Raw genomic sequence first — 19,032 nt, forward strand, 5'->3', positions numbered from 1 at the left:
GCAGCGCCACCAGCAGCGCGGTCGCCTCGGTGGAGGTGAGGCGCAGCGGGCGGTCGATGCCCGCGGAGAAGGTGACCTCGATGCTCTCCTCGGAGAACGACAGGTCGATCAGGTCGCCGGGGCCGTAGCCGGGCAGGCCGCACATCCACAGCTGGTTGAGGTCGCTCATCAGCTGTTTGGTGGTCACGCCGAGGTCGGCGGCGGCCTCGGCCGCGCTGATGCCCGGATGCGCGATGAAGTACGGGATCATGTTCAGCAGCCGCGAAAGTCGAACGGAGAGCCTGGAATTCACGCCCGCACCTCACCGGCGTGCCGCGTCGGGCTCATGCCGTGACCTCCGTGTGGTCGAAGACCGAGCGCAGCCGCGCGATCACATCGGTGCGCAGCTCTTCGGGCGCGAGCACCACCGCGTCCGGGCCGAAGCCGGTGATCAGGCGGGCCACCCAGTCGCGTGAGCGCACCGGCAGCTCGACGACGACGCCCGCGCGGCCGCCGACGGTGCGTTCGCCGACGACGTGCCCGAGCCTGCGCAGCTCGCGGCCCCGGCCCTCGGCCACCCACACGGTCGCCGTGCCGCTGACCGGCGCCGTGCTGGTCACCTGGTCGACGATCTTGCGCAGATCGACGCCGTCCGGTTTCCGCACGGCGTTCTCCGGGCCGTACGCGGTGATGTCGTCGCCGATCCGGGACAGCCGGAAGCTGCGCACCGCGTCCCTGGCCCGGTCGTGTCCGACCAGATACCAGCGGCCGTGGCGGGTCACCACGCCCCACGGCTCCACATCGCGCATGAGGTACGGGGCGTTGATCGCGCCGCGATGCTCGAACCGCACCGCCTGGCCCGCGTCGATCGCGGCGAGCAGCTTGCCGAGCACCGGCTCCGAGCCTCGGGTCCGCGCGGGGACGGCGGGGACCGAGGCGACCGCGGCGTCGGTCTCCACATGGATGCCCGCGGCGCGCAGTTTGAGCAGCGCGCCGTCGGCCGCGGCGGCCAGCTCCGGCGACTCCCACATCTGCACGGCGACCGCGACGGCGGCGGCCTCCTCGTCGGTCAGGTCGATCTCGGGCAGCTCGTAGGCGTCGCGGTTGATGCGGTAGCCCTCGACCGACGAGTAGCGGCCCACCGGGCCGATCTCCAGCGGTATGCCCAGGTCACGCAGCTCGTTCTTGTCCCGCTCGAACATTCGGCTGAACGCCTCGTCGCTGGCCGACTCCTCGTATCCGGCGACGCTGTCCCGGATCCGCTCGGCGGTCAGGAACTGCCGGGTCGACAGCAGCGCGATGACCAAATTCATCAGCCGCTCGACCTTGGATATCGCCACCCGATAGAGGGTAATCTGCCGCGCCGCGCCAATGCGCGTCGGCGCGCGATTCATTCGATCACATGTGCCATGTCGTCCCCATGACGGCGGTCGGAGGCGGCAGGATGGACCCATGATCATCGCCTTCTCCGTGACCCCGCTCGGCACCGGCGTCGATGTCGGCCGCGCCGTGGCCGAGGCCGTGCGCATCGTGCGCGCCAGCGGGCTGCCGAACCGGACCGACGCCATGTTCACCACCATCGAGGGCGAGTGGGACGAGGTGATGGGCGTCGTCAAGCAGGCCACCGACGCGATCCTCGAGGTCGCCCCGCGCTGCAGTCTCGTCCTCAAGGCCGACATCCGGCCCGGTGTCACCGACGGCATGACGTCGAAGGTGGAGACGGTCGAGCGCTACCTCGCCGAGGGTTAGTCCGGGATCGGTGTCTGCTGGTAGAGCGCCAGCTTCCATTCGCCGCCCGCGCGCAGGTAGACGCTCGACATGCGCCCGGTGAAGGCCGGCTCGTCGCCGTCCCGATACCCGACGCCGGTGTAGACCAAGATCTTGCTGTGCACCCCGACGTCCACCAGCCGCGGCTCACGAATCTCGTACGTCCGCCAGGGCGGCGAATCCTTCAGCGCCGCAACGACTTCCCCTCGATCCAGCACCGCACCGTTCGCCAGCACCATCACCGCATCCCCCGTCATCAGCGCCCCATAGAACTCCGCCCCCGTCCCGTCACACAGCGAGTCCCAGCCTCGCTCCTCCACCGCGACCAGCTCGTTCAACAGTTCCGTATCCGCCATGCCTCCACGGTAGGCACGATCGTGCCCGAAGCGTCCGCTGCCACGACAAGTGGCGGAAAAAGCTCATCACGAATTCCCGCAACGCGTCGAACGTTCTCCCGCTACCGAGACCCATCCAGGATGGCGTTCCGACGCCGCACGGCGATTCGGCCCTCGCTGGGGCACGGTGATCACTCCTCCGTGGGCCGTCGCGTCAACTCGATCGCCCACGCACGTACATAATCCTCGAGCGACATATCCGCCTCGGCGGCGCACTGACGCAGGACTCGCACGACTCCTCCGGGCACATCCCGAATCTCGCGGGTCGCCATATTGCCCGACATGAGCGCCGAGGTAGCGCTTTCCTACATCGAGGCGATGAGGCGGTCCACTCGTTCGTCGACCGAGCGGAACGGGTCCTTGCAGAGGACGGTGCGCTGGGCTTGGTCGTTGAGCTTGAGGTGGACCCAGTCGACGGTGAAGTCGCGGCCGGCCTCCTGGGCGGCGGTGATGAAGTCGCCGCGGAGTTTGGCCCTGGTGGTCTGGGGTGGGGTGTCGACGGCGGCGTCGACGGCCTCGTCCTCGGTGATGCGCTTGGCCAGGCCCTTGCGCTGGAGCAGGTCGAAGACGCCGCGGCCACGCTTGATGTCGTGGTAGGCGAGGTCGAGCTGGGCGATCTTCGGATCGGACAGCTCCATGCTGTAGCGATCCTGGTAACGCTGGAACAGCTTGCGCTTGATCACCCAGTCGATCTCGGTGTCGACCTTGGCGAAGTCCTGCGCCTCGACGGCGTCGAGCGTACGGCCCCATAGGTCGACGACCTGGTCGACCTGCGGGTCGCGGTCGCGGTTGCGCAGGTGCTCGACGGCGCGGGCGTAGTACTCGCGCTGGATGTCCAGGGCGCTGGCCTGCCGTCCGCCGGCGAGCCGCACGGGGCGGCGACCGGTGAGGTCGTGGCTGACCTCGCGGATGGCGCGAATCGGGTTGTCCAGGGCGAAGTCCCGGAACGAGACGCCCGCCTCGATCATCTCCAGCACGAGCGCGGCGGTGCCGACTTTGAGCATGGTGGTCGGCTCGGCCATGTTCGAGTCGCCGACGATGACGTGCAGGCGACGGTACTTCTCCGCGTCCGCGTGCGGCTCGTCGCGCGTGTTGATGATGGGCCGCGAGCGCGTGGTCGCCGAGGAGACGCCCTCCCAGATGTGCTCGGCGCGCTGCGACAGGCAGAACGTGGCCGCCTTGGGCGTCTGCAGGATCTTGCCCGCGCCGCAGATCAGCTGGCGGGTGACCAGGAACGGCAACAGCACGTCGGAGATCCGGGAGAACTCGCCCGCGCGCACCACGCAGAAGTTCTCATGGCAGCCGTAGGAGTTGCCCGCGGAGTCGGTGTTGTTCTTGAACAGGTAGATGTCGCCGCCGATGCCTTCTTCGGCGAGCCGCTGCTCGGCGTCGATCAACAACTCTTCGAGGACCCGCTCGCCCGCTCGGTCGTGGGTCACCAATTGGTGCAGGCTGTCGCATTCGGCAGTCGCGTACTCCGGATGGGACCCGACATCGAGGTAGAGCCGAGCACCGTTGCGGAGGAACACGTTCGAGCTGCGGCCCCAGGACACCACCCGGCGGAAAAGGTACCGGGCCACCTCGTCGGGGGACAGCCGACGGTGACCGTGGAAGGTGCATGTCACACCGAACTCGGTCTCGATCCCCATGATTCGTCGCTGCACACTATCGACATTACAGCCATGCCCCACCGTCGCGTGGGGCTGCGGACAACACGATCGCATACGTCTTCACAACAATTCGGCCCGTTTTGCCCGAATCTCCCTGGCCCCGCCACCCCCGGTCCGCTTTCGTGACCCACGCGAGCGATCTCGCCGGACGTCGTTCCGTGTGCCTGTCGCCGCCCTGAGCCACCGCCCAGCATCATGGCTACCGCTTCGCGGGCAACGCCCGGATCCGCGCCGCGACGCGTATGGCTGACCGGGTGCCTGCCGTGGTCGAAAACGTCGTTTGGGGCACCAACGAAAACGGGCCCGTGCGGTGATCGACACCGCACGGGCCCGCAGCCTGACGCCTACTCCCCTTCGGGAGTCTCCGGCTCGGCCGCCTTGGCCTTGGCCTTCTTCGCCGGACTCAGCAACTGTGCGAGCGCGGAGTTGGTGACCCGCCGGAAGGCCCGCCGCGGCCGCGCCTGCTCGAGCGCGGCGACCTCGAGGGAGTTGACGTCGAGTACCCGCTTCTCCTTCTCAGCGCCCTCGGGCACGCCCGCCTGCAACGCCGCCACCGCGACCTTGATCGCGCCGCCGAGGTCGAGCCCCGGCTTGTAGGACGCCTTCAACGCGGTCACGATGGGCTCGGTCGTGCCGCCCATCACCACGTATTCGCGCTCGTCCACGATCGACCCGTCGAAGGTGATCCGGTACAGCACCGAGGTCGGCTGCTGCTCCGGGTAGCCCACCTCGGCCACGCAGATCTCCACCTCGTAGGGCTTGAGCTGATCGGTGAAGATCGAGCCGAGCACCTGCGCGTACGCGTTGGCCAGCGCGCGGCCGGTGACATCGCGGCGGTCGTACTGGTAACCGCGGATGTCGGCCTGCAGGATTCCGCTGCGGCGCAGATTCTCGAACTCGTTGTACTTGCCGACCGCGGCGAACCCGACGCGGTCGTAGAGCTCACTCACCTTGTGCAGCGTCGCGGACGGGTTCTCCGCGACGAACAGCACACCCTTGTCGTACACCAGCACCACGACGCTGCGACCACGACCGATGCCCTTGCGCGCGAGCTCGGTCTTGTCGCGCATGATCTGCTCGGCGGACGCGTAGTAGGGAAGTGTCATGGGCGCGCGCCCTCCTCTTCCGCGATCTCCCGATCGGCCACGATCGCCCTGGCGATCGCCGCGAGGCGGTCCTCGGTCACCTCGACCGCGCCCTCCTCGTCGATGACGATCGCCGTGGGGTAGATCCCGCGCATGAGATCGGGACCGCCCGTCGCGGTGTCGTCGTCGGCCGCGTCGAACAGCGCCTCGACGGCGATGCGCAACGCGCGCTCCTGATCAATTCCCTTGGCGTACAGCTTCTTCAGCGACCCCTTGGCGAAGACCGAACCCGATCCCACCGCGGCGTAGCCGAAGCGCTCCTCGCTGCGTCCACCCACCACGTCGTACGACACGATGCGCCCGACCCGGTCCGGATCGGTGGCATTGAGGTCGTACCCGACCAACATCGGAACCACCGCCAGCCCCTGCAGGGCGGCGGGCAAGTTCTCGCGCACCATCTTCGACAGCTTGTTGGACTTGCCGTCGAAGGTCAGGGACACGCCCTCGAGCTTCTCGTAGTGCTCCAGCTCCACCGCGAAGATCCGCACCATCTCGACGGCCATGCCCGCGGTGCCGGCGATGCCGGCCGCGGAGTAGCTGTCGGTGATGTAGACCTTCTCGATGTCCCTGCTGGCCAACAGGTTTCCCTGTGTGGCCCGCCGGTCACCGGCGATGAGCACGCCACCGCGGAAGCTGATCGCGACGATGGTCGTGCCGTGCGGCGCGATGTCCTTCGCGTTGGCGCCGCCGAGGGCGGCACCGTCGATCTGCCCGAACCTGTTGCCGGGCAACATTTCCGGGGCGTGCATGCGGAGGTATTCGGAGAAGGACGAGAGGGCGTACCCCAGGTGGAGACGCGAGGGGTCACCTACTGTCACTGGCCGCCTTTCTGAACGTACGCACGGACGAAGTCTTCGGCGTTCTCCTCGAGCACATCATCGATCTCGTCGAGCAGGTCGTCGGTGTCCTCCGCCAGCTTTTCGCGGCGCTCCTGACCGGCGGCGTCCACTCCGTCCGGGCCGTCATCCTCGTCGCCACCCCCGGCGCGCTTGGTCTGCTCTTGTGCCATGGCAGCCGACCTCCTCTGTCCTCATCATGACCGGAGCTCACGTCCGAGCACGGCCCCGGTCATGAGCAATGTCCGTGCTCGTTCCTCAACACTACCCAGCCCGACCGACCCGTTGTCGCATTCCGTGCCTAAGTGCGCGGTGTTGATAGCGCTGTTGTGATCAGGTTGTGAGCTGCTCCACCAGGTCGGCGGCGGTGTCAACGCCGTCAAGCAGCTTGCCGACGTGCGCCTTTGTCCCCCGGCGCGGCTCGAGGGTCGGGATGCGGACCAGCGAGTCGCCGCCGAGGTCGAAGATCACCGAATCCCAGCTCGCCGCCGCGATATCGGCCCCGAACCGGCGCAGGCACTCGCCGCGGAAGTAGGCGCGGGTGTCGGTGGGCGGGTTGGTCATCGCCTCGAGCACCTGCTGCTCGGTGACGAGCCGCTTCATCGACCCGCGCGCCACCAGGCGGTTGTAGAGGCCCTTGTCCAGGCGCACGTCGGAGTACTGCAGGTCCATCAGGTGCAGCTTCGGCGCCGCCCAGCCGAGCCCCTCGCGCTGGCGCATGCCCTCGAGCAGGCGCAGCTTGGCCGGCCAGTCCAGGATGTTCGCGCACTCCATCGGGTCGCGCTCGAGCAGGTCGAGCACCATGGCCCAGTTCTCGATGATGTCGTGCACGCGCTTGTCGTCGTTGCCGGTGCGGTCGATGAACTTGATCACCCGGTCCAGGTACATCCGCTGCAGCGCGAGACCGGTGAGCTCGCGGCCGTCGGTGAGCGCGACGGTGGCGCGCAGGGTCGGGTCGTGACTGATGGTGTGCACGGCCGTGACGGGGCGGGCCAGTTGGAGATCCGACAGGTCCTCGCCGGCCTCGATCAGGTCGAGCACCAGCGCGGTGGTGCCGACCTTGAGGTAGGTCGACATCTCGGCCAGGTTGGCGTCGCCGATGATGACGTGCAGCCTGCGGTACTTGTCCGCGTCGGCGTGCGGCTCGTCGCGGGTGTTGATGATGCCGCGCTTGAGCGTGGTCTCCAGGCCGACCTCGACCTCGATGTAGTCCGCGCGCTGGGACAGCTGGAACCCGGCGTGGTCGCCGGACTGCCCGATGCCGACCCGGCCGGAGCCGGTGATCACCTGACGGGACACGAAGAACGGGGTGAGGCCCAGGATGATCTGGTTGAACGGGGTGTCGCGGCTCATCAGGTAGTTCTCGTGGGTGCCGTACGAGGCGCCCTTGCCGTCGACGTTATTCTTGTACAGCTGCAGGCGCGGGGCGCCGGGCACGCTGGACGCGTGCCGCGCGGCGGCCTCCATCACCCGCTCGCCCGCCTTGTCCCAGATGACCGCGTCCAGCGGGTCGGTGACCTCGGGCGCGGAGTACTCGGGGTGGGCGTGGTCGACGTAGAGCCGGGCGCCGTTGGTGAGGATCATGTTCGCGGCGCCGACCTCGTCGGCGTCGATCACGGGCGCCGGGCCGTTCATCCGGCTCAGGTCGAAGCCGCGCGCGTCGCGCAGCGGCGACTCCACCTCGTAGTCCCAGCGGGTGCGTTTCGCGCGCGGCACGCCCTCGGCGGCGGCGTAGGCGAGCACGGCCTGGGTTGAGGTGAGGATCGGGTTGGCCGACGGCTCGGTTGGGGTCGAAATGCCGTACTCGACCTCGATTCCGATGATGCGCTGCATAGGTCGAGCCTAACGGGCACCCCCGGTCCGGGTCCGTCGGCGGGCCACGCCGGGTGCGTCCGATCTCATACCGCGGGTGGTACTTCCGGAGGACCCGCGCGGCGGCGGGTCGGCCCGATAGTCGGTGCATGACCGAATCTCTCGCCGATCCGCAGGCCGGCACCGCATCGGCGGGCGCGCGAAACACCACGGGCCGTTCGCGGTTGGTCGCGCTGGACGTGCTGCGCGGCATCGCGATCCTGGGCACCCTCGGCACCAATATCTGGATCATGACCCACCGCGAGGGGCTCGTCGGCTACCTCGACGAGCTGAAGGAGCCCGCGACCGGCTGGGTATGGGCCGAGCGGGTGCTCCAGCAGCTGGCGCAGGGCAAGTTCCTGGGGTTGCTCACCATCATGTTCGGCATCGGGCTCGCCATTCAGCAGGCCTCGGCACGTCGGGGCGAGCGGCGCTGGCCGGGCAAGTATCCGATCCGGGCGGGGTTGCTGCTGCTGGACGGACTGCTGAACTTCGTGTTCGTCGCGGAGTTCGACGTGCTGATGGGGTACGCGGTGACCGGATTGATCGTCGCGTTCATCCTCGCGACCGGCGAACGCGCCCAACGGCGTTGGCTGATCGGCGCGGCAGGCATCCACCTCGCGATGCTCACCGCCATCGGGCTCGCCATGGTGTTCGCGCCGCGGCCGGACGCGGGCCCGCGCACTCCGCTCGACCCGAATCCCTATGCGGACGGGTCGTTCTGGGACCTGGTGGTGTTCCGCCTGCACAACGCGGGTGAGTTCCGGGCAGAGACGCTGTTCGTCTTCCCCATGTCGGTGGCGCTGTTCCTGCTGGGCGCCAAACTCTTCCGGGCGGGGGTGTTCGAGCCGGCGGGCGCGCCGATCCGTAAATGGCTGATGCTCATCGGTTTCGGGGTCGCGGCGCCGATCGACCTGATCGCCGGTATCGCCGGCAACGGCGACTACTTCGTCCTCACCCGGTACGGCACGGCACCGTTCGTCTCGCTGGGCATCCTGGCTTCGGTCGCGACGTTCTACCTGCGCCGCCCCCGGGTCGGGTTCCTCGGTCGCCGCCTCACCGAGGTCGGTCGCACCGCGCTCAGCTGCTACATCCTGCAGAACCTGGTGGCGTCGATCCTGTGCTACGGCTGGGGTTTCGGACTCGCGGCGCGCGTATCCGCCGACGCGCGTGTGCCGTTCACCGTCGGCGTCTATCTGCTGGTGTCGCTCATCATCGTGACCGGTGCGCACCTGTGGCTGCGTCGCTTCGAGCGCGGGCCGGTCGAATGGGCTTGGCACCGTGGGTTTCAGCTGCTCTCGGGTGGCAAAGCCTAGCCCCTCACAGCGAGTTGGCCGACTGTGCTCTCTGCTCCGACGGCAGTTCGATGCGGTCCAGCACGACTCCGACATCGAGGTTGGCGACGCAACCCGCGGAGTCGAACTCGATGCTGCCCGCCACGCCCGCGCCGCTGAACTCGAGCACCCGGTAGTCCTCGAGGAACCCGGTGGCCAGTCCGCGCCTGCTCAGGTAACTCTGGGTGGCGCGCCGGTGATCGACCAGCGGCAGCGCGTTGACGCCGTGAGCGAGCACCCGCGCGAGACCCGACGCGCTCGGCGGCGGCAGTTCGAACGCGGGATGCTCGACGAGGAACGCCACGCAGGTGTCGTCGGTCACGCCGCAGAACGAACTCCAGTGGCCGGAAATGACTTTCGCCGCGTCGGTGAGCAACCCCGCCACCTGCTGCGGCTCCGGCGCGGCGCGTCCGACCCGCACCGGTAGCTCCGCGGCGCACAACTCGGCGACGCCGTAGCGGTGGCCGAACTCGCGCACCATCCGCGCCACCGCGATCAGCGAACGCGGGAAGCCCCACGGATTCGCCCACGCCCACAGCCACGACTCGCTGTCCGCGGTGCCGAGCAGTTGGAAGTCGGTGCACACGAATGTCTGATCCGCGCCGACGAATTCGAGCCGACGCCCCTCCATGTCGGCCTGCCACCGGTGCGAACCCAGCACCTCTTCGACGTGTAGGCGATGCTCGAGCGACAGCAATCCCGCGTCGTCGAGCAGCCTCGTCAAGGGCACAGGTTCGGACACCGGCATGAGCGTAGTCAACGATTTCCCCCTCGTATGCAACGTCCGATGCCTCTAGCTTCAGGAGGTGACCATGGCCGACCGTTATCCGTTGCTGCACACCCCGACCCACTGGGCGTGGGGTGATCTGGACGTCCGGTTCTCCACCGAACCACCACCCGACGAACTCGTCACCAACGTCCACCTCGTCTGCTTCGTCGGCGACACTATCGTGCTGTGCCGCGACGACCGTGATGTCTGGCTACTTCCCGGCGGCACCCGCGAGCGCGACGAGTCCATCGAGGACTGCGTGCGCCGCGAACTCCGCGAAGAAGCAGGCGCCCACCCTACCGGCCCCCTGCGCCCGCTCGGCGCCCACTACGCCACCAGCAAACGCGCCGCCCCCTTTCGTGATTGGCAGCCGCATCCGCACAAGGCGTGGCTCTGGTGCGCCGCCGACGTGGTCCTCGATTCCGCGCCGACCAACCCGGACGACGCCGAGCACATCCTCGAGGTCCGCGCCGTGCCGTTCGCCGAGGCCGCCCGGCTGGCCCGGACCGACGGCGACGAGAAGGCCGAATTGATCGCGCTGGCAGTCGAATTGCACCGGCCGTAAGTTACTGGGCGCGTGCGGCTTCGGGCCGGGCCAGCAGATCGCCGACCACCACGTCGCGCTCGAGCGGAACGCCGAGACTGCGCGCGTTGCCCTCGAAGAGGGCCAGGACCGATTCGGTGAGAATGCCCTCGACCTGATCCGAGGAGAGGGTGCTCGCCGGGTCGGCGCGCCAGCTGTTCACCACGCCGTCGACGAAACCGATGATGCCGAAGGCCATCGGCCGGGCGCGGCCGGGATCGATCCCGAAGCGGGACAGCCAGATCGCGAAGAGATCGGCCAACCGGCCGCCGATGCGGTCGCGCGCGCCGGCCAGCGACGACTCGCCCTGCGGCGTCGCGCCGCCGATGAAGCGGTGCAGGTTCGGGTGGCGGTCGACCCAGCGGACGTAGGTGCCGACGGCGCCGCGGACGGCGTCGCGCACGGTGCCGTCCGGATGCAGCTTCGGCATCATCTGCGCCAGCAGCGACTCCAGGATTTGGCGGCGGATCTGCTCGTCCAGGTCGGCGCGGCCGTCGAAATGGCGGTAGACGACCGGGCGCGGGAGCCGGAGCCGGTCGGCGATCTGCTGCACCGACACCTCGACGCCGTGCTCCTCGATGACGGTGATGGCGGCGTCGATCACGTCGGCGCGGCGCTGTGCCTTGTGCCCGTTCCAGCGGGTGGCCCGCCCGTCGGCGACGGGAGGCTCGGGGTTTCCGCTGGTAGTGCTCACAGAATCACGATACTCGCACAACGGTTGACTGCGACAGAGCGTCTCACTAATCTGAGTGTGACAGCTTGTATCGGTTAGTCGACAATGTTGGAGAGCAGCCATGGGCAACGAGGCCGCACTGATCCCGCAAGAGTCCTTCGCGCAGCGCCTCCTGGCCGGATCGGTCAAGAAGTCCTACGACCCGGTGGTCGACATGGACTGGGACGCGCCGCTGGATCCGGACAAACTCTTCCTCCCCGCGGAGGTCGTCTCGCTCTACGGCACCGAGCTGTGGGAGTCGATGACGCCGCGGCAACAACGCGAACTCTCGCGCCAGGAACTGGCGAACGCGCTCTCGGTCGGCATCTGGTTCGAGAACCTGCTGAACCGACTTCTGTTGCGCGAGTTGCTCGCCGACGACCCGACCAGCAGGCACTCGCACTACACGCTCGTGGAGATGGGCGACGAGTGCCGGCACATGATGATGTTCGGCAAGCTCATCGACCGCATCGAGGCCCGCCCGTACTGGCCGCGCCGCGGCGGCAGGCTGGTCATCGGCGCGCTGCCGATCTTCTTGCGCGGCTCCATGACCTGGGTCGGCGCGTTGGTCGGCGAGGAGATCTTCGACGCGATCCAGCGCCGCACCCTCGACGATCCGGAACTGCAGCCCTTGGTTTCTCGCGCGATGCGCATCCACGTCACCGAGGAGGCGCGCCACATCGGCTTCGCCCGCGACGCGCTCGCGCGCAGGGTGCCGAGCATGTCGCGCGCCGAACTCGCCTACACCAGGCTGTGTGTCGCGATCGCCGCCCCGCTGTTCGTGTACCTGCTGACCAACCGGCACATGTACACCCGCGCGGGTCTCGACGGCCGCGCGGCGCGGCGGATCGCGACCAGCAACCCGGACGCCAAGAAGGCGCTCGGCATCGGCGCCGCGAATCTCGGTGCGTTCCTGCGCAAGCAGGGGCTCATCGGCCCGGTCGGCGAGTGGATCTGGCGGCGGCAAGGACTACTGGCATGACCGAACCCGAGATCGTCGTGGTCGGTGCGGGTTTCGGCGGCATCGGCATGGCCATCGAGCTGCGCAAGGCGGGCATCGACGACTTCGTCGTGCTGGAGAAGGCAGGCGAGATCGGCGGAACCTGGCGGGAGAACACCTATCCCGGCGCGGGCTGCGACGTGATGTCGCTGATGTACTCCTACTCGTTCGAGCCGAACAAGCGGTGGACGCGAATGTTCGCGCGCCAGCCGGAGATTCTCGACTATCTGCGTCGCACGGTCGACAAGTACGACCTACGCAAGCACCTGCGGTTGCACGCCGAGGTCGTGGCCCTCGACTTCGACGACGCGGCCGACCGCTGGGAGGTCGGCCTCGCGGACGGGCGGCGCTTGCGGCCCCGCCTGGTCGTCATGGCGCCCGGGCCGCTGCACGAACCGTCGGTGCCGGACTTCCCCGGCCGGGACGCCTTCCGCGGCAAGAGTTTCCACTCGGCGCAGTGGGACCACGACTTCGACCTGCGGGGCAAGCGGATCGCGGTGATCGGAACCGGCGCGAGCGCCGTGCAATTCGTGCCGCAGATCGCGAAAGAGGCCGCGCGCGTGACGGTGTTCCAGCGCACCCCGCACTGGATCGTGCCGAAACCGGATCGGCCGCTCTCCGCGACGGAGCATCGGATGTTCCGGTATGTGCCCGGCGCGCAACGGCTTTACCGCTGGGCCGTGTACTGGGGTTACGAGGCCATGATTCCCGCGTTCCTCAATCCGGAGCTGATGCGCAGGGTCGAGACGGTCGCGCGCGGCCACCTGCACCGCCAGGTCCGCGATCCCGAGCTGCGCGATCGGCTCACTCCCGACTACCGGCTCGGTTGCAAGCGAATCCTGTTGTCCAACAACTTCTATCCCGCGCTGCAGCGCGGCAATGTCGACCTGGTGACCACGCCCATCGCGCGCCTCACCGAGTCGGGCATCGCCACCGTCGACGGCGCGGAGCAGGACTTCGACGCGATCATCTACGGGACCGGGTTCAAGATCTCCGATCGGTTCGCCGATCAGCACATCGTGGGGGCGGACGGACTCGCCCTGCGCGAGGCGTGGCGCGAGGGCGTCGAGGGCTTCCTCGGCGTCGCCGTGCACGGGTTTCCCAATATGTTCCTCATCGTCGGCCCCAACTCCGGCGGCGGGCATCAATCGATCGTCTTCATGATCGAGGCGCAGGCCCGCTACATCCGGCAGTGCGTCGAACTGCTGCGCAAGACCTCGAGCACCCGGATGGAGGTGCGCGCCGCGACCCAGCACGAGTTCAACCGCCGGACCCAGACGAAACTCGCTGGCACCGTGTGGAATTCGGGCGGATGCAGCAGCTGGTACCTGGACGAGCACGGCGTCAACCGGGCCGCGTGGCCGGGTTCGAGCGTCTCGTACTGGCGCACCATGCGCCACCCCGACCCGCGCCACTACGACCTCACCGTGGCCGCGGATCGCGAACCCGCACACGAGTATTCGGGCCCCGCCACGCTCGACTCCCCCGGCTCGCTGCTGCCGGTGAGCGTCGCGCTCAGCGGCCACGCCGACCCCATCGACGGCCGCTACCACTGGTACGGCCGCATCACCGCCCCCGACGGCGCCGACCTGCCGGACCCCGGCCGCGCCGAGGTCTACCTGACCTTGCCCGGCCGCACCCCCACCGCCGGCCGCCTCCAAGAACGCGACCCGTGGGGCAACCTCCGCATAGTCGGCGTCGGCGACCCGCCCTACGCCCTGGAACCCGCCGAGGTGCGCTGACCACCGCAAACGCCCGCCTGCGGCAGAATCGAGGCATGGCAAAGGCAACCTGGCAGGGTCACGTCATCGCCGACAGCGACGACACCATCATCATTGAAGGCAACCACTACTTCCCACCCGACTCCGTCCGCACCGAATTCCTCCAGCCCTCCCAAACCACCACCTACTGCCCGTGGAAAGGCACCGCCAGCTACTACACCGTCTCCGTAGCCGGCGAAACCAACCCCGACGCGGCCTGGTACTACCCCGACCCCAAATCCAAGGCCGCCGAAATCAAGAACTACGTAGCGTTCTGGCACGGCGTAGACGTCGCCTGACGCGACACGGCGAAACTGCGCGCTACGGCCCATTCGGGCGGTAGCGCGGAGGCCGCCGCACGGCGGCGGCCCTTCTCCGCCAACGGCATCGAATTCGTTACGAGCGACGGCATTGCCGACAGTGAGGTACTCCTCCTCCTCGACGGCGAATTCATTTATGCCCCTGGCGATATCGTGGACAACCTCGCCTCAGCGCCGGGGCGAGCGAGCCCCCGCACCCCTTCCCAGAATGCGCACTCGATGCGGGCCTTACCGCGGGTGCGGAAGAGTGCGGCGCTTCACGGTGCCGGGAACCGATGGTTTGGTCCAGTGCACAAACTGGGCCTTCACACTCTGCGCGGTTGTCGCTAGCGCCCGCGCTCTCGGATGCGGTCTGCTGGTAGATGACGATGAGGTCAGCCCCGTCTTGCGACGGATGGCACGACCTCAGCCCTTCGCTAGCAGAGGTTAGGTTCTTGGTTTCTTCGACAGTCCCGGCGGCCGTCCGCCCGGACACGCTGTGTGCGGCCTTCCAGTCGAACGTCGCGAAGTACCCGGACGAGGTCGCGCTGCGCACGCTCGGCGGCGCGACGTCGATCACGTGGCGGGAGTACGGCGAGCGAGTGCGGGCCATCGCGACGGGGCTCGCCGCGCTCGGCCTCGAATCCGGCGACACGGTCGCGATCATGCTGACCAACCGCCCCGAGTTCCACCTCTGCGACACCGCCGTCCTGCACACGGGCGCGACCCCGTTCTCGGTGTACAACACGAACCCGGTCGAGCTGCTGGTCTATCAGTTCGGGAACGCGCGGAACAAGGCCGTCATCTGCGAGCGTCAGTTCGCCCCAAAGATTTTGGAGGCGGTCGCCAAGGCCGCCGCGCAGGGAATCACGGTCGAGCACGTGATCTGCGTAGACGACGCGCCGGAGGGCGCTATCGGTCTCGCCGATGTAGAGCGCTGCACCACAAGCGAATTCGACTTCGACGCCTCATGGCGCAAGGTTCGCCCCGACGATCTGCTCACCATCGTCTACACCTCGGGAACCACGGGCCCGCCGAAGGGCGTCGAGCTAACCCACACCAACTTCATCGAAAATGCCCGTGTCCTCGATCAATTCGGCGGCGGTGGACCCGACGACCGGGTGATCTCCTACCTGCCCGACGCGCACGCGGCAAACCGCTGGTTCGCGCACTACCTCACCCTGCTCGAGGGTTGTCAGATCACCACCGTCCCCGACTTCAAGCTGGTGGCAACGGCTTTGGCGGAGGTGCACCCGAGCGTGTTCCTCGGCGTCCCCCGGGTGTGGGTGAAAGTCAAAGGCGCACTGGAGGAACGGTTCGCCACCGAGTCACCGGTCAAGCGCAAGCTGATCGACTGGGCGGTCGGCGTCGGTCGCGCCAAGGCCCGCGCCACCTCCGACGCGCGCCCCCTCGGCCTACTCGACCGGCTCCAGTACGCGCTCGCGAATCGCTTGGTGCTCAGCTCGATTCGCGCCGGCCTCGGCCTCGACCAGGTCCGCATCGCGGTCACCGGATCGAACGCGATCCCGCCGGAGGTACACGAGTTCTTCCTCGGGCTCGGCATCCCGCTGTGCGAGGGCTACGGCATGAGCGAATGCACCGCGGGCGCCACGCTGAACCCGCCGGAACGGGTGAAGATCGGCACGGTGGGCCCGCCGCTGCCCGGCGCCGAGGTGAAGCTCGCCGACGACGGCGAGGTGCTGATCCGCGGCAAGATGGTCATGCGCGGCTACCGCGACGACCCGGCCAAGACCGCGGAGACGATCGACGCCGAGGGCTGGCTGCACACCGGCGACATCGGCGCCATCGACGCCGACGGCTACCTCTCGATCGTCGACCGCAAGAAAGAGCTCATCATCAACGCGTCGGGCAAGAACATGTCGCCCGCCAACATCGAGAACACGATCACCGACCACTGTTCGCTGATCGGCACCGTGGTGGTCATCGGCGAGCAGCGGCCGTTCAACACCGCGCTGCTCATGCTCGACCCCGACCTGGCCGCCGCCTACGCGCAGCGGCACAACCTGGCGGGGACCACCGTCGCGGAGCTGGCGCGGGATCCGGAGATCCTGGCCGCGATCGAGCAGGGCATCGCCGCGGCGAACAGCAAACTGTCCAGGGTCGAGCAGATCCGCAAGTACATCGTGCTCCCCGAGGTATGGGAGAACGGCAGCGACTACCTCACCGCTACTGGCAAACTCAAGCGCAAGCCCATCTCCACCGGCTACACAGATACCATCGAGGCCTTGTACTCGACTTAGGTCCGGGAAGAAGAACCAGCATGATGCCACCGCGAACTCGGGTGTTCGACGAGCTTCATCGACGGACCTCCGCCACGCTCGAGGCGTTCTACGCCGCGTTGCCGCCGTACCAGCGGCTACCGCAGTCGATGGTCGAGACCGACTTCGCCAGGGGCACCAAGCTCAACGTCGACCTGTTCTTCGACTACCTGCGGCGCGGTGAGGAGCCGACCGAGGAGGACACCAGAGAACTGGTCGAGCTCGCGATGGACCGGCTGCGCGACGGCACCCCGCTGCCGGAAGTGCTGGAGCGCTACCGATTCGGTGCGGCGTTCATCTGGGAGCGGCTGCGCGCCTCGGCCAGCCCGGCCGAGCGCGAGCTGCTCTTCGACGCCTCGCTGGTGCTGCTGCGCTACGTCACGCTGGTCGTCTCCCGGATCGCCACCGCGGCCACCCAGCGCGTGCACGACCCGCGCTGGGAACTGCTGGAGCGCAGGCGCGGCATCGCCGACGCCCTGCTCACCGGCCGTGATCCGGTCGAGTGGGCCAACGATCCGGTGATCCCGGTGGCCGACGCGTTCCTCGTCGCGGTGTTCCGCCTGTGCGGCACCCGCGGCGCGCCCGCGTCGGCGCTGCGCCACCGGGTCGAGGCCATTCCCGGGGTGTTCCTGCGGCTGGACGCGGGCGGCTGGACCGCTTTGATCCCGATGCAACCCGGCGACGACGGGTCGGCGACGCTGTCCGCGCTCACCGCCCGCCTGCCCGCGCCGGAGCCGGCCGAGCCGCCGCCGTACTGGGTCGGCGTCGGCGCGGCCCGCAGCAAGGACGCCATTCCGGCGATGTACGCCGAGGCCCGGGTGCTCGCCGAACTCGGCCGCTGCCTGACCCGACGCGAGATCCTGTGCCGCAGAAGCGATTTGCAGTTCGAGTACACCGTCGCCGTGAGCGACGCGGCCCGCCCCGGCCTCGCCTCGGTCCTCGCGCCCCTCGACGCCCAGCCCATGCTCGCCGAAACCCTGGAAGTGTTCGTAGACAGCGGTTTCAATCAACTAGCGACCGCACGGCAACTCAACGTCCACCGAAACACGGTGACCTATCGCCTTTCTCGCGTCCACGAACTCACCGGCCTCGACCCCCACCGCCCCGCCGACGCGATGACCCTGTCCGCCGCCCGCCTCGCCAGACGCCTCGAGTCCGCCGCCTTCGCCCCGTAACCCCGCTATCCCCAACAACTTTCATACCTTGCCACAGCACGCCAGCCACCATCACCGCGGTCGGCTGCCCGCGCAACTCTCGCCCACCGCCAGCGCAGTGCCCGCCACAAGGCCTGTGCCAAACGCGCCACCGACCCCGCGCGGTGCCAACACGGCCGTACCGAACGCGCCCACAGCAGGTGTAGAGCCCACCACTAGGTCGCGCCGACACGCCAGCCACGCCGTACGGTCTCCGCCATCACCACGGTCGAGCCGCCCGCGCAACTCGCGCCCGCCACCAGCGCAGTGCCCGCCACAAGGCCTGCGCCAAACGCGCCACCGACCCGCGCGGTGCCAACAAGGCCGTACCGAACGCCACCAACGACACGATGACGCACTCCGCCGCGCGATTGGTCAAGCGTCTCGCGCCCGCGCGCCGTAACAGCGCTGCCGCCACGCACTTTCATGGATCCGGCGCACCATTCCAGCCGCCACCATCACCGCGGTCGGGCCGCCCGCGCAACTCGCGCCCGCAGCCAACGCGGCGTCCACCACGGGGCCGTGTCGAGCGCGCCCCCGCCGATGCCGCGCCAACCACGAGGCGTGCGCCCGCCACCAGCGCAATACCCACCACAAGGCCGCGCCGCACACGCCGCCGCCGACGGAGTGCCCACCGCTAGGCCGTAGCGGACGCCGGACACGATGCCGTGCCGCACGTCAGTATCAGCACGTCCAGCGATCCCCGAAGATCACGAGCGGCTACGTGATCGAACACGGCACATCGGCAAGTTCCTCATAGCGCACGCCTCGACGCTACCCAGCGCCCCACGCAGAACCCCGCACCCCGAAGGCAAATCGAGCAGAGTCATATGGTCGCGGTTCAAGGTCGATTGGCGACCATCTGACTCTGCTCGAAGAGATACGGCCAGCGCGCACCGGAGAGCCGTGGCGGACACGCCGCCGCCGTGCTCAGCGCGCGGCTTGCTGAACGCGTAGGCCTCCGTCGGGCCGTCTACCGAGTATCGGCCGACTACGGAGCGCTACGGCGTACGAACTCGGCTGTATGGGGCGGTTCTTCGATGGCACCCAACTCCGAACCGACGGACCACCGAGCGACCGACACCGGCGTGGGCGCGTCTCACGGTCGTGGACTCCACCACCTCGATTCAGCTGCAACGCGGGCAAGGTGCGCGCTGTGGCGTTCACACCGCGCCACGCCTTCGATCAGTGCACGGTGGCCGGGCCGGTCGCGCCCACCGGGGCCGAGCCGAACGCAACCCACCGGGGCCGACCCGACCACAGCCCCACCGGGGCCGACCCGACCACAGCCCCACCGGGGCCGAGCCGACCACAGCCCCACCGGGGCCGAGCCGACCACAGCCCAACCGGGGCCGAGCCGAACGCAGCCCAACCGGGGCCGGGCCGAACGCAGCCCACCAGGGCCGACCCGACCACAGCCCACCAGGGCCGACCCGACCACAGCCCACCAGGACCGACCC

17 protein-coding genes and 1 pseudogene are annotated in these 19,032 nt (G+C 68.6%); 8 read left to right on the forward strand and 10 right to left on the reverse strand.

Going from position 1 to position 19,032, the window contains the following annotated elements; genetic code table 11:
- A pseudogene (locus ON39_RS18230) lies at nucleotides 1-250 on the reverse strand (protein pafC); the annotation flags it as partial.
- A gap of 73 nt (nucleotides 251-323) precedes the next feature.
- On the reverse strand, nucleotides 324-1,319 hold the full coding sequence (locus ON39_RS18235) for a helix-turn-helix transcriptional regulator (RefSeq protein WP_085998215.1): 996 nt from the start codon (nucleotides 1,317-1,319) through the stop codon (nucleotides 324-326).
- Between the two features lie 112 nt (nucleotides 1,320-1,431).
- Between ON39_RS18235 and ON39_RS18240 the strand changes: the two genes are divergently transcribed.
- Nucleotides 1,432-1,728, forward strand: coding sequence for an MTH1187 family thiamine-binding protein (locus ON39_RS18240; RefSeq protein WP_040735631.1), 297 nt, complete (start codon nucleotides 1,432-1,434; stop codon nucleotides 1,726-1,728).
- On the opposite strand, the gene ON39_RS18245 is transcribed toward ON39_RS18240, so the two are convergent.
- From ON39_RS18245 to dop, 6 genes are all read right to left on the reverse strand, one after another.
- On the reverse strand, nucleotides 1,725-2,102 hold the full coding sequence (locus ON39_RS18245) for a nuclear transport factor 2 family protein (protein ID WP_040735634.1): 378 nt from the start codon (nucleotides 2,100-2,102) through the stop codon (nucleotides 1,725-1,727). The two genes, ON39_RS18240 and ON39_RS18245, sit on opposite strands and share 4 nt — an antisense overlap.
- A 344-nt stretch (nucleotides 2,103-2,446) precedes the next feature.
- Complete coding sequence (pafA, locus tag ON39_RS18250) at nucleotides 2,447-3,805, reverse strand: Pup--protein ligase (protein WP_211336428.1); 1,359 nt, start codon at nucleotides 3,803-3,805, stop codon at nucleotides 2,447-2,449.
- A gap of 350 nt (nucleotides 3,806-4,155) precedes the next feature.
- The gene (gene prcA, locus ON39_RS18255; protein WP_040735640.1) at nucleotides 4,156-4,917 is read right to left on the reverse strand and encodes a proteasome subunit alpha; all 762 of its coding nucleotides are present in this window, start codon (nucleotides 4,915-4,917) and stop codon (nucleotides 4,156-4,158) included.
- Nucleotides 4,914-5,705: a proteasome subunit beta gene (gene prcB, locus ON39_RS18260; protein WP_373283700.1), complete on the reverse strand. Its 792-nt coding sequence runs from the start codon at nucleotides 5,703-5,705 to the stop codon at nucleotides 4,914-4,916. The genes prcA and prcB overlap by 4 nt, the downstream gene beginning before the upstream one ends.
- A gap of 65 nt (nucleotides 5,706-5,770) precedes the next feature.
- Nucleotides 5,771-5,965 carry a ubiquitin-like protein Pup gene (locus tag ON39_RS18265; RefSeq protein ID WP_040735645.1) on the reverse strand — a complete coding sequence of 65 codons (195 nt, stop codon included), beginning with the start codon at nucleotides 5,963-5,965 and terminating at the stop codon, nucleotides 5,771-5,773.
- Nucleotides 5,966-6,125: 160 nt separating this feature from the next.
- Nucleotides 6,126-7,625 carry a depupylase/deamidase Dop gene (gene dop, locus ON39_RS18270; protein ID WP_040735647.1) on the reverse strand — a complete coding sequence of 500 codons (1,500 nt, stop codon included), beginning with the start codon at nucleotides 7,623-7,625 and terminating at the stop codon, nucleotides 6,126-6,128.
- A gap of 128 nt (nucleotides 7,626-7,753) precedes the next feature.
- Here dop and ON39_RS18275 point away from each other — a divergent pair, with 128 nt between their 5' ends.
- Nucleotides 7,754-8,959, forward strand: coding sequence for a DUF418 domain-containing protein (locus tag ON39_RS18275; RefSeq protein ID WP_051186774.1), 1,206 nt, complete (start codon nucleotides 7,754-7,756; stop codon nucleotides 8,957-8,959).
- Between the two features lie 4 nt (nucleotides 8,960-8,963).
- Here ON39_RS18275 and ON39_RS18280 read toward each other — a convergent pair whose 3' ends face one another.
- Complete coding sequence (locus ON39_RS18280; RefSeq protein WP_146251291.1) at nucleotides 8,964-9,719, reverse strand: DUF6882 domain-containing protein; 756 nt, start codon at nucleotides 9,717-9,719, stop codon at nucleotides 8,964-8,966.
- A 70-nt stretch (nucleotides 9,720-9,789) separates the two neighbouring features.
- Between ON39_RS18280 and ON39_RS18285 the strand changes: the two genes are divergently transcribed.
- Nucleotides 9,790-10,311, forward strand: coding sequence for an NUDIX hydrolase (locus ON39_RS18285; protein WP_040735667.1), 522 nt, complete (start codon nucleotides 9,790-9,792; stop codon nucleotides 10,309-10,311).
- A gap of 1 nt (nucleotide 10,312) precedes the next feature.
- On the opposite strand, the gene ON39_RS18290 is transcribed toward ON39_RS18285, so the two are convergent.
- On the reverse strand, nucleotides 10,313-11,023 hold the full coding sequence (locus ON39_RS18290) for a TetR/AcrR family transcriptional regulator (RefSeq protein WP_040735649.1): 711 nt from the start codon (nucleotides 11,021-11,023) through the stop codon (nucleotides 10,313-10,315).
- A 100-nt stretch (nucleotides 11,024-11,123) separates the two neighbouring features.
- Between ON39_RS18290 and ON39_RS18295 the strand changes: the two genes are divergently transcribed.
- The 5 genes from ON39_RS18295 to ON39_RS18315 all read left to right on the forward strand — a co-directional run bounded on the left by ON39_RS18295 (nucleotide 11,124) and on the right by ON39_RS18315 (nucleotide 17,554).
- A complete protein-coding gene (locus ON39_RS18295; RefSeq protein WP_040735651.1) occupies nucleotides 11,124-12,023 on the forward strand; it encodes an AurF N-oxygenase family protein in 900 nt (299 codons plus the stop codon).
- On the forward strand, nucleotides 12,020-13,783 hold the full coding sequence (locus tag ON39_RS18300; protein ID WP_040735653.1) for a DUF4873 domain-containing protein: 1,764 nt from the start codon (nucleotides 12,020-12,022) through the stop codon (nucleotides 13,781-13,783). The genes ON39_RS18295 and ON39_RS18300 overlap by 4 nt, the downstream gene beginning before the upstream one ends.
- Nucleotides 13,714-14,100, forward strand: a complete 387-nt coding sequence (locus ON39_RS18305) for a DUF427 domain-containing protein (RefSeq protein ID WP_506329724.1) — start codon at nucleotides 13,714-13,716, stop codon at nucleotides 14,098-14,100. The genes ON39_RS18300 and ON39_RS18305 overlap by 70 nt, the downstream gene beginning before the upstream one ends.
- A 455-nt stretch (nucleotides 14,101-14,555) precedes the next feature.
- Nucleotides 14,556-16,361, forward strand: a complete 1,806-nt coding sequence (locus ON39_RS18310; protein WP_040735655.1) for an AMP-dependent synthetase/ligase — start codon at nucleotides 14,556-14,558, stop codon at nucleotides 16,359-16,361.
- Nucleotides 16,362-16,381: 20 nt separating this feature from the next.
- Nucleotides 16,382-17,554: a PucR family transcriptional regulator gene (locus tag ON39_RS18315; RefSeq protein WP_040735658.1), complete on the forward strand. Its 1,173-nt coding sequence runs from the start codon at nucleotides 16,382-16,384 to the stop codon at nucleotides 17,552-17,554.
- Nucleotides 17,555-19,032 lie beyond the last annotated feature (1,478 nt).

The sequence above is a fragment of the Nocardia tenerifensis NBRC 101015 genome, assembly GCF_000308715.1.
Classification (GTDB): domain Bacteria; phylum Actinomycetota; class Actinomycetes; order Mycobacteriales; family Mycobacteriaceae; genus Nocardia; species Nocardia tenerifensis.

Bases quoted from the DNA above. Each gene is read 5' to 3' on its own strand.
- ON39_RS18240 (WP_040735631.1), top strand. From the start codon at position 1,432: ATGATCATCGCCTTCTCCGTGACCCCGCTCGGCACCGGCGTCGATGTC.
- ON39_RS18245 (WP_040735634.1), bottom strand. From the start codon at position 2,102: ATGGCGGATACGGAACTGTTGAACGAGCTGGTCGCGGTGGAGGAGCGA.
- prcA (WP_040735640.1), bottom strand. From the start codon at position 4,917: ATGACACTTCCCTACTACGCGTCCGCCGAGCAGATCATGCGCGACAAG.
- prcB (WP_373283700.1), bottom strand. From the start codon at position 5,705: ATGCACGCCCCGGAAATGTTGCCCGGCAACAGGTTCGGGCAGATCGAC.
- ON39_RS18265 (WP_040735645.1), bottom strand. From the start codon at position 5,965: ATGGCACAAGAGCAGACCAAGCGCGCCGGGGGTGGCGACGAGGATGAC.
- dop (WP_040735647.1), bottom strand. From the start codon at position 7,625: ATGCAGCGCATCATCGGAATCGAGGTCGAGTACGGCATTTCGACCCCA.
- ON39_RS18275 (WP_051186774.1), top strand. From the start codon at position 7,754: ATGACCGAATCTCTCGCCGATCCGCAGGCCGGCACCGCATCGGCGGGC.
- ON39_RS18285 (WP_040735667.1), top strand. From the start codon at position 9,790: ATGGCCGACCGTTATCCGTTGCTGCACACCCCGACCCACTGGGCGTGG.
- ON39_RS18295 (WP_040735651.1), top strand. From the start codon at position 11,124: ATGGGCAACGAGGCCGCACTGATCCCGCAAGAGTCCTTCGCGCAGCGC.
- ON39_RS18300 (WP_040735653.1), top strand. From the start codon at position 12,020: ATGACCGAACCCGAGATCGTCGTGGTCGGTGCGGGTTTCGGCGGCATC.
- ON39_RS18315 (WP_040735658.1), top strand. From the start codon at position 16,382: ATGATGCCACCGCGAACTCGGGTGTTCGACGAGCTTCATCGACGGACC.